Consider the following 7,603-nt stretch of genomic DNA (forward strand, 5'->3'; position numbering starts at 1 on the left):
GCATCAGCGACTGAGCGCGGCGCGGTTCGCCGCCAGCTCAGGTCCGTTGCCGATCCACGTCATGTCGGCTGATGAGACCGGAGGTTGCTACCAACCTCCGGCAGCGCGTCTCCTCCCCGTCATGCCCGGCCTTGTGCCGGGCATCCACGAAACCACAAGAAACACGTGGACGGCCAGGACAAGCCCGGCCACGACGGATCGATGAGCAAGCTAATCGCATTACGAACGGCCTGCTGATCCGCCTGAGCTTGCGGCCAGGCGCCGCGCGTGGCGCGGCCCCGCGGGCATCTCGGGAAGACGGCGAAAATCGCTTCTCGATCCGATTCCACCAAGAGCAGCACCGCTCTGGCGCAATCAGCGTGCGCGCGTTCAGCTACACCCGAAAATGCTTGCTCAGCTTCAGGCCCTGGGCTTGGTAGTTGGAGCCGATGCGCTGGCCGTAGAGTGAGGCCGGTCGGGACAGCATTTTTTCGTAGATCAGGCGGCCGACGATCTGGCCGTGCTCGAGGATGAACGGCACCTCGCGCGAGCGCACTTCCAGCACTGCGCGCGCGCCGGTGCCGCCAGCGCCTTCGTAGCCGAAGCCGGGATCGAAGAAACCGGCATAGTGCACGCGGAATTCGCCGACCAATGGATCGAACGGCACCATCTCGGCCGCCGTGTCGGGCGGCACCTGGACGGCTTCCTTCGATGCCAGGATGTAGAACTCGCCGGGATCGAGGATCAGCGTGCCGTCCGGCCGCGCCGCGATCGGCTCCCAGAATTCGCCCATCGCATAGCCGCCGCGGCGATCGATATCGACGACGCCGGTGTGTCGCTTGGCGCGGTAGCCCACAAAGCCGCCGGAGTTTTCGCCCGACAGATCGACGCTGAGCGCGACGCCGCCGGCGAGATCGGCGTCGTCGCTGTCCACCAGCCGCTCGAGATCGTGCAGGGCTTCGAGTTCGTCGGCATCGAGCGTGGCGTGGCCGGTGCGGAAGCGGACTTGCGACAGCCGCGAGCCTTCGCGCAGCAGCACCGGGAATGTCTTCGGACTGATCTCCGCATAGAGCGGGCCGTGATAGCCGGCGCCGATCATGTCGAAGCGCCGCGTGCCGTCGGCGATGACGCGGGTGAAGACGTCGAGCCGGCCGGTCGAACTCTTCGGATTGGCCGCGGCGACGATGCTCTTCGGCAGTGCCAGGCTTTCCAACAGCGGCACGATGTAGACGCAGTTGGTCTCCAGCACGGCGCCGTCGCTGAGGTCGATCTCGTGCAGCTTGAGCTCGTCGATGCGCTCGGCAACGGTCGAGTCCGGGCCCCGCAGGAAGCTGGCGCGGACGCGGTAGGCGATCGGCCCGAGCCGCAAGTCGAGACTGGCCGGCTGAATCTGGCTCTCGACGAACGGATATTCCGGCAGGATCAGCCCCGACTCCGCCATCGCGGCGATCATGCGGTCGGGCAGAATTCCACGGGCATCGGGCGGCAGGCTGAACGGCACGGTCTTGGTCCTTCGGAGGCTGGCCATGCTCTCCGGGCAACGCAGGGTACAGGCTCCAACACGGCTAGCCGAACGCCAGCTTGACGGGAAGAGCGCGGGGGACTAAGAGCCGATTTATCCCGTGGTGATTTGAGCCGGCCGGCTTGCAGCCACGTTAAACAAGTCGCTAAACAGGCCGGGGACAATTGGTCCCGGCCGGAGGCGTGAGCCCAGGCCGGTTTTTTTGTGCCCGCGCCGTGCGTGTCGGGCACATGGGAGACCCTATGTCCGACCAAGCTAACTCAGAATCCGCCAAGCCCACTATTCCGCTTCCCGACACCGCGCATTATCGCCGCGAGACCCGCCTGGTGCATTCAGGCTCGCTGCGATCGCAGTTCGGCGAGACCTCCGAGGCGATCTTCCTCACACAGGGTTTCGTCTACGACAGCGCCGAGCAGTGCGAAGCGCGCTTCACCGGCGACGATGCCGGCTTCCAATATTCGCGCTTCTCCAACCCGACCGTGTTCAGCTTCGAACAGCGCATGGCGGAGTTCGAAGGCGCCGAGGCGGCGCGCGCCACCGCCACCGGCATGGCGGCAGTGACGGCGGCGATCCTGGCGCCGCTGCGCGCCGGCGATCACGTCGTCGCCTCCAAGGCGATGTTCGGCTCGTGCCGCTACATCGTCGAGGATCTGTGCCCGCGCTACGGCATCGAGTCGACGCTGGTCGACGGCCTCGATCTCGACCAGTGGCAGGCCGCCATGCGGCCGAATACCAAGACCTGCTTCCTCGAGAGCCCCACCAACCCGACACTCGACGTGCTCGATATCGCCGCGATCGCCGAGATCGCCCATGCGGGCGGTGCGCGCCTTGTGGTCGACAACGTGTTCGCGACGCCAATCTGGCAGAGCCCGCTCAAGCTCGGCGCCGACGTCGTCGTGTACTCCGCCACCAAGCACATCGACGGCCAGGGCCGCTGTCTCGGCGGCGTGGTGCTGTCGTCGACCGCCTTCATCGAAGAACACGTGCAGATGTATCTGCGCCAGACCGGCCCGTCGCTGTCGCCGTTCAATGCCTGGGTGCTGCTCAAGGGCCTGGAGACGTTGTCGATCCGCGTCGAGAAGCAGACCAGCAACGCGGCGGCGATCGCCGATGCGCTCGCCGGTCATGCCAAGGTGCCGCGGTTGGTCTATCCCGGCCGCGCCGATCATCCGCAGGCCGCCACGGTAAAGAAGCAGATGGGCGCCGGTTCGACGCTGGTCGGCTTCGAAGTGACGGGCGGCAAGGCCGGCGCGTTCCGTGTCCTCAACGCGCTGAAGCTGGTGAAGATCAGCAACAATCTCGGCGACGCCAAGAGCCTGGTGACGCACCCGGCGACCACGACGCATCAGCGCCTCAAGCCGGAAGCCCGTGCCGAACTCGGCATCAGCGACGGCTTCATCCGGTTGTCGGTCGGGCTCGAGCACAAGGACGACCTGATCGAGGATCTGCTGGCGGCGCTGCAGAAGGCGTAACGGCAACGGATGTGAAGCGCTCGCGAGCCCGGTTGGTAGCAGCCCGCTTCGAGCGCTTCGCTCCACTTACGCGCGCTGCATTCTGATCGTCGCGCGGAAGCCGCTGCGGTCGGTGCGATTGGCGAGGCGGAGCTCGGCGCCGGTGCGCTTCAGCGCCAGCGTCGCGATGGCGAGGCCGAGCCCGCTGCCTATCGGCGATTTGTTGCGACCGCGGAAGAAGCGCTGGCCGATCTTCCCGATTTCGTCGTCCGGCACGCCTGGGCCGGTGTCCTCGACCACAATCATGTGGCCGCCGGCATCCGCCCGCCAGCACACCTCGCCGCCGCCGCGCAGATACTGCACGGCGTTTTCGTGCAGGTTGCGCAGCGCCAGCTCGAAACATTCGCGATTGCCCGTCCAGGTGACATGCGCCAACGTCTGATCGACGATCACGGCGACTCCATCTGCGTGCGGTGTCGCGCGGACGACGTCGTCGATCAGCGGCTGCAGCTCCACCGGCACGACGTCTTCGATCTGGTCCTGTGCATCGAGCCGCGCCAGCGTTAGAAGTTGGCGCACCAGCCGGGCGGCACGATCGACGGCGAGCAGGATTTGATGCAGCGCGGCGCGCGACACCGCCGGATCGTTGGCAGCGAGCGCGACCTGCGCCTGGGTCTTCAGTGCGGTCAGCGGACTACGTAGTTCATGCGCCGCGAACGCGGTGATCTCCCGCTCGTGGCGGCGCGCCAGCGCCACTTTGCCGAACAATGTATTCAGCGCATCGGTGAGCGGTTGGATTTCCGAGGGTGCGCGGCTGGCGTCGACCGGGCTCATGTCGTCGGCGCCGCGCCGACGCAAATCGGATGCGATCGACTGCAACGGCCCGAGCCCGCGGGAGACGCAGATCCAGATCATCAGCCCGAGCAGCGGCGCGATCAGCAGCGCCGGCGCCATCACACCCTTGATCAAGTCGGAGACCAGGCGATCGCGCAAGCCCAGCCGATCGCCCACCAGCACGCGAAAACCCTTGGCCTCGTCCTGAATCGCGTAGATCCGCCACGTTTCGCCGTCGACCTGGCGTTCCGAAAAGCCCGACGGTTCGTTGCTCAGCTCCTTTTCGGGTGCGCCGCTGGAGCGCGCGATCATCGTGCCAGTCAGGGACCAGACCTGACACGACAGCTGCCGCTCGTAGTTGCCGGCCGGCAGCGGAGCCTGCATCGAGGGCAGCGTCTTCGGAACGCGGCCATCCATGCTGCCGACCAGCGACGCCACCATTCGCGCGGCCTCCTGCAGCCTGGTATCGAGTACGTGCTCGAGCTCGCGCTGGCTGCTGGTGGCGATCCAGATCGCGGCCGCGACCCAGACGATTCCGGTGGCGCCGAACAGGACGAGAAACAGCCGCAGTCGTAGTGATCCGATCATTGCGGTTTCATCCGATAGCCGATGCCGCGCACGGTCTCGATCGCGGTGCGGCCGAGTTTGTTGCGCAGATTGTGGATGTGGACTTCGACGGCGTTGCTGTCGATCTCGTCGTTCCAGCCGTAAAGCCGCTCTTCGAGTTCGCCGCGCGAGCGCACGACGCCTGGACGCTCCATCAGTGCATGCAGCACCGCGAATTCGCGCCGCGACAGCGGAATGGCAGCCTCGCCCAGCATGGCGGAGCGCTCCGCGGGGAACAACTTGATAGAACCGTGTTCGAGACAAGTGGCGGCGCGTCCGTCGCGACGGCGGACGATGGCGCGCAACCGCGCACCGAGCTCGTCGAGATCGAACGGCTTACCGAGATAATCGTCGGCCCCGGAGTCGAGTCCGGCGATGCGATCGCCGACTTCGTCGAGTGCAGTCAGCAGCAGCACCGGCGTCGCGTCGCCGCCGCCGCGAATGCTGCGGAGCAGATCGATGCCGCTGCCGTCCGGCAACATGATGTCGAGCACGATCGCCGAGAAACTGCCGGCCGCCAGCGCCGCGCGTGCATCCTCGCAGGTCGCGACGCAATCGACGCTCGCGCCGCCGAGCGCGAGCCCGGCACGGATGCCGTCTGCGATCATCGCGTCGTCCTCGATCACCAGAATGCGCATGGATCGATCACCTCTGCTCCAGCACCTGCGACCTCAGCCTTAAGGCTGGCTTAAGCTGGCGGGCGACAGTGCTACGCGTCCGCTCCTGATCGCGGGGAACCATGGCACTTCGTTGCTTCTGTCGCTTCATCATTCTTGTCGTTTTCGCGTTCGCAGCCGCGGCCGTCAGTGTCGCGGCCGATGCAGCAAAGGCGTTGCCCTTCGTCCTGTCGGCTTCAGCCGGCAGCGACGGTGCGCGGCTGACCTGGACGATCGCGCCGGGCGACTATCTGTACCGCGACAAGATCGTGGTGCGGACGCCGGATGGCGCGCGGCTGAAGGTCGACCTGCCGGCCGGCGAGGTCAAGGACGACCCGAATTTCGGCGCCACCGAGGTCTATCACAACAACCTCACGGCGCTTGTTCCGAACGATGCCCTGAACGGCGCCACGCGCCTGGATGTCGTGTATCAAGGCTGTGCCGAGCGCGGCATCTGCTATCCGCCGGTCACTGCGCATGCCGATCTGATCACGGGCAACGTCACGGTTGCGGACGCTGCCCGGTCGGGGCCGCAGATCGACTGGCCGACGCCGCCCGCTGCGGACGACTCGGCTGCGCCGACGAGCGGCGGGTCAGATCTGCTGCCCTCGATGACGCAAGCCTGGCTGCCGTTGCTCCTGACCTTTGCGGGCTTCGGTTTACTGCTGGCGTTCACTCCCTGCGTGCTGCCGATGGTGCCGATCGTCGCCGGCATGCTGACGCGGGCCGGCACGCCGTCGCCGATGGGTGGTTTTGCGCTGGCCGGCATCTACACGCTGGCGATGGCCGGCGCTTATGCGCTGCTCGGCGTGGTCGCCGCGTGGTCCGGCCAGAATCTGCAGGCCGTCCTCCAGACGCCGGCCGCGCTCGCCGTCATGGCGGCGATCTACGTCGCCTTGGCGCTGTCGAGTTTCGGTCTGTTCGAACTGCAGCTGCCCGCAAGCTTCGGCGACAGCCTGACGCGCCGTGTCGCCGGCGGCGCGGGCCCGCTGCTCGGGGCGGCTGCGCTCGGCTTCACCTCGGCGCTGATCGTCGGTCCATGTGTGACGCCGCCACTGGCGGCGGCCTTACTGTATGTCGCGCAGACCGGCGATGCGGCACGGGGTGCAGGGGCACTGTTCGCCCTCGGGCTCGGCATGGGGGCGCCGCTCGTGCTGGTCGGGACGTTCGGCGGCGGCATCCTGCCGCGCTCGGGTCCGTGGCTGATCGCCGTGCGCAAAGCGTTCGGCGTTGTGTTCCTCGGCGTTGCCATCGTGCTGATCGGACGCGTGCTGCCCGGCACGTTCACTCTGCTGTTGTGGGCGGCACTGGCGATCGGCGCCGCGGTGTTCGTCGGCGCGTTCGACCGGCTCGCCGCGGCGAGCGGCGCCGTCCGGCGCCTGGGCAAAGCCGCGGGTCTGGCGCTTTTCATCTATGGAGCCGCGTTGATCGTCGGCGCCGCGGGTGGAGCCGACGATCCGATGCGGCCGCTCGCCGTTTTCTTCGGCGGCAATGCCCCGCCCGCGTCGGCCGCTGCCATCAAGACCGTGACGTCGTTGCCGGCGCTCGATAAGGCGATCGCGCAGGCGCGCCGCGCCGGCCGGCCGATCATGATCGATTACTCCGCCGATTGGTGCACGGCCTGCAAGACGATGGAGCGCGACGTGTTCGCCGCGCCGGGCGTGCAACGGCAACTGGCCGGCGTGACCCAGCTTCGCGTCGACGTCACCGCGACTAATCAAGACAGCACGGCGCTCATGAAGCGCTTCGACGTGGTCGGTCCGCCCACCGTGGTATTTCTGCGCGCGCAGAGCGGCGACGAGATTTCCGTGGCCCGCATCGTCGGCGAAACCTCCGCCGATGCTTTCGCGCAGACGCTGCAACGCGTCGGCGCATCTTCCTGACGACGATTTCCGAGGAGACTTCGATGAACCGCAGACAATCTTTGATGCTATTCGGCGCACTCGCCGCCGCGCCGCTGTTCCAGTACCTGCGTGGGCCGCAGGCCTGGGCCGACGGCATCGATGCCAATGCGATCCTGCATGATCCGGACGCACCCGAGAACGGCAATCCCAAAGGGGACGTCACCATCGTGACGTTCTTCGACTACAACTGTCCGTTCTGCAAGAAAGCCGAGCCCGATCTCGAACGCGTGGTTCACGACGACGGCAAGATCCGGTTGGTCTACAAGGACTGGCCGATCCTCACCGAAGCCTCGGTGTACGGTGCGCAGATGGCGCTCGGCGCCAAGTTCCAGGGCAAGTATCAGGCGGCTCACGACGCCATGATGGCGATCCCGGGTCACGGTATCTCCAAGGATCAGATGCGCGATGCCGTCGCAGCCGCCGGCGTCGACATGCCGAAGCTGCAAACCGACCTCGATACGCACGGCGATGCGATCACAGCCCTGTTGCGGCGGACGCTGTCGCAGGCCGATTCGATGGGCCTGCAGGGCACGCCGGTGTATCTGATCGGCCCCTACAAGGTCGCGGCGGCGCTGGATGCTGATGCGTCAAGAAAGTGGTGGCGCAAGCGCGCGGCCGTCAAACCGCGAAGTAAGCCTGACGATGTCGCTG

General features: G+C 66.8%; 5 protein-coding genes, 1 pseudogene and 1 riboswitch. Of the genes and pseudogenes, 3 read left to right on the forward strand and 3 right to left on the reverse strand.

The annotated features are described in order from the left end of the window. Window positions 1-373: 373 nt before the first annotated feature. The gene (locus I5M_RS13305; RefSeq protein WP_040771701.1) at window positions 374-1,480 is read right to left on the reverse strand and encodes a 2'-deoxycytidine 5'-triphosphate deaminase; all 1,107 of its coding nucleotides are present in this window, start codon (window positions 1,478-1,480) and stop codon (window positions 374-376) included. Window positions 1,481-1,591: 111 nt separating this feature from the next. Then, window positions 1,592-1,671, forward strand: a riboswitch (SAM riboswitch). Window positions 1,672-1,743: 72 nt separating this feature from the next. Between I5M_RS13305 and I5M_RS13310 the strand changes: the two genes are divergently transcribed. Next, window positions 1,744-2,973, forward strand: a complete 1,230-nt coding sequence (locus I5M_RS13310) for an O-succinylhomoserine sulfhydrylase (RefSeq protein WP_022721849.1) — start codon at window positions 1,744-1,746, stop codon at window positions 2,971-2,973. 66 nt (window positions 2,974-3,039) lie between these two features. On the opposite strand, the gene I5M_RS13315 is transcribed toward I5M_RS13310, so the two are convergent. Together I5M_RS13315 and I5M_RS13320 are read right to left on the reverse strand one after the other, a co-directional pair. Further along, window positions 3,040-4,374 (reverse strand): sensor histidine kinase, encoded by a 1,335-nt coding sequence (locus tag I5M_RS13315; protein WP_022721850.1) that lies wholly within the window; start codon window positions 4,372-4,374, stop codon window positions 3,040-3,042. Next, window positions 4,371-5,030: a winged helix-turn-helix domain-containing protein gene (locus I5M_RS13320; protein WP_022721851.1), complete on the reverse strand. Its 660-nt coding sequence runs from the start codon at window positions 5,028-5,030 to the stop codon at window positions 4,371-4,373. The genes I5M_RS13315 and I5M_RS13320 overlap by 4 nt, the downstream gene beginning before the upstream one ends. 101 nt (window positions 5,031-5,131) lie before the next feature. On the opposite strand from I5M_RS13320, the gene dsbD reads away from it, so the two are divergent. Beyond that, window positions 5,132-6,931, forward strand: coding sequence for a protein-disulfide reductase DsbD (dsbD, locus tag I5M_RS13325; RefSeq protein ID WP_022721852.1), 1,800 nt, complete (start codon window positions 5,132-5,134; stop codon window positions 6,929-6,931). 23 nt (window positions 6,932-6,954) lie between these two features. After that, a pseudogene (locus tag I5M_RS13330) lies at window positions 6,955-7,586 on the forward strand (DsbA family protein). Window positions 7,587-7,603 lie beyond the last annotated feature (17 nt).

Source organism: Rhodopseudomonas sp. B29 (assembly GCF_000333455.1).
Taxonomy (GTDB): Bacteria; Pseudomonadota; Alphaproteobacteria; order Rhizobiales; family Xanthobacteraceae; genus Rhodopseudomonas.

Coding starts and splice junctions, on each gene's coding strand:
- I5M_RS13310 (WP_022721849.1), top strand. CDS start 1,744: ATGTCCGACCAAGCTAACTCAGAATCCGCCAAGCCCACTATTCCGCTT.
- I5M_RS13315 (WP_022721850.1), bottom strand. CDS start 4,374: ATGATCGGATCACTACGACTGCGGCTGTTTCTCGTCCTGTTCGGCGCC.
- I5M_RS13320 (WP_022721851.1), bottom strand. CDS start 5,030: ATGCGCATTCTGGTGATCGAGGACGACGCGATGATCGCAGACGGCATC.
- dsbD (WP_022721852.1), top strand. CDS start 5,132: ATGGCACTTCGTTGCTTCTGTCGCTTCATCATTCTTGTCGTTTTCGCG.